The following is a 1871-nucleotide window of genomic DNA, read 5'->3' as shown; positions in this document are numbered from 1 at the left end:
TGTAAAGATTGATAATGATCATAAAAAAGGGCAAGCATTAAAGAAATTGGAACTAGTTGAAAAGCAAATCCCTTAGGTAAAAATTGACTTATACTGGCTTTGTTGCACAAAGATTTCATAACTATATGATTTTAAAAGTTTTGATTATTTTTTGATCCAAAATTAAATTTATTTAAATCAGATGCTTACATATTTATGCAACAAAGCCACTTATACTTATTTAAATAACGCTAATAACTAAGCCCAAAAAACACCTAGACCCAGTGCTATACACGCTTAGTTTTTTATATTTCAAAAGAGTATTTTAGCAAATATCATAAAAGACCGGTCTATTCTCAAGCCGGTTTTCTATATCGCAGAGCATCATGGCTTTATCATAGATATATGAATATTAAGATAAATAAAAAGCCCTATAGTCTCTCCCGTTACTATAAGGCTTATAAAACGCTGTAATTTTTTTCTTAATTACCTACTTTTCGATGTAGGTTATGAAAATATTTTACCTATTGGTAAAAATAAAGATATAAGACAAAAGATGAATACGTTAGGAATTCCGCGTAAAAACTACTAATTTCGTATAACCACCATTATGTTAAATGAAAAAATATATTGATTTAAATTTTGTCAGAATGAAGTATTTATTTTATTGATTAAAATAAAAAATAAAGATTAATACTATGATAAAAAATAAGAATATTTATTGTGACTATCGGAAAAGATTTATGAATAAAACTATGAGTGTGGCTGAGGAATTACTTTATTCAACAGTAAAAATTACTGCATACTTAAATGGAAAAGCTCATAGTACAGGGACTGGATTCTTCACAGCCTTCGATAATGATGGAGAAAATTGCTTTCTAGCTCTGGTGACAAACAAACATGTAATAGAAAAGAGTGATCAAATAAAAATCATTTGTCATGTAAAGAATAATGAAGGAGAACCTTCAGGAAATTTTGTCGAACTAAGCATTGGGATAAACGATAAACAGGTTATCTATCATCCTGATACGAAAATTGATTTATGTGCTATCTCTATTGCAGGTTTGATAAATCAAGCAATAGATCAAGGTATGCCAATATTCTATAAATTTTTAGATTTATCATTAATACCGAATACCGATGATTGGCAATATTTTGATGCTATTGAAGAAGTAACAATGATTGGCTGTCCTAATGGTATTTCTGATGAGGTAAACCATCTACCTATTATTCGTAAGGGAATAACGGCCTCTTCTCTTGCAAAACTATATAATGGAAAACAAGAGTTTATGGTTGATATGGCTTGTTTCCCAGGATCCTCTGGATCACCAATTTTTTTATATGATAAAAAGGGGTATTTAGACAGAAAAACTAATACTTATTATATGGATAAAAGTCGAATTCATTTAGTTGGTATATTATATGCGGGGCCGCTAATAAATAATAATGGACAAGTAATTCTGGCTCAACCTCCTCAAGTAACAGTTGCAGCAATGATGCATTTAGGTAATGCAATAAGATCAACAGAACTTCACGTACTGAATGATGAAGTTCGTAAATTTAAATCCACATTAATTTCTGCTCAAGTTTAGAATTCCTAAAATTAACATAATACACGTTATACGAAATGCTGTATAATTATCCTTATAATTCAACGCTGTAGTTTCTAGTTTATAGCCCGAGCATCCCTGTTCGGGCTTTTTTTATGATTTTTCATGTTCCACGCCTATTCTTTGATCAATGTTTCACAACTTTGATTAGCTCCATTAAATAATTAAAACCTAGATAATAAGAACCGAGCGAGTGTCTACGAGCGATTGAGCATCATCAAAATTTCACGCTCGCCTTTTCTCTGATTACAAGCTCCCTTTCGATTTTAAACGGTAGGTACA

The 1871-nt window shown here is 30.6% G+C and carries 1 protein-coding gene; it reads left to right on the top strand.

The genetic code is table 11. The annotated features are described in order from the left end of the window. Window positions 1–722: 722 nt before the first annotated feature. Complete coding sequence (locus FTV34_RS17215) at window positions 723–1571, top strand: serine protease (RefSeq protein ID WP_163146740.1); 849 nt, start codon at window positions 723–725, stop codon at window positions 1569–1571. Window positions 1572–1871: the final 300 nt, after the last annotated feature.

The sequence above is a fragment of the Acinetobacter sp. YH16038 genome, assembly GCF_013417275.1.
Classification (GTDB): Bacteria; Pseudomonadota; Gammaproteobacteria; order Pseudomonadales; family Moraxellaceae; genus Acinetobacter.
Note: the sequence above shows the minus strand (reverse complement) of the source record. Positions and strands in the feature narration are given on the sequence as shown.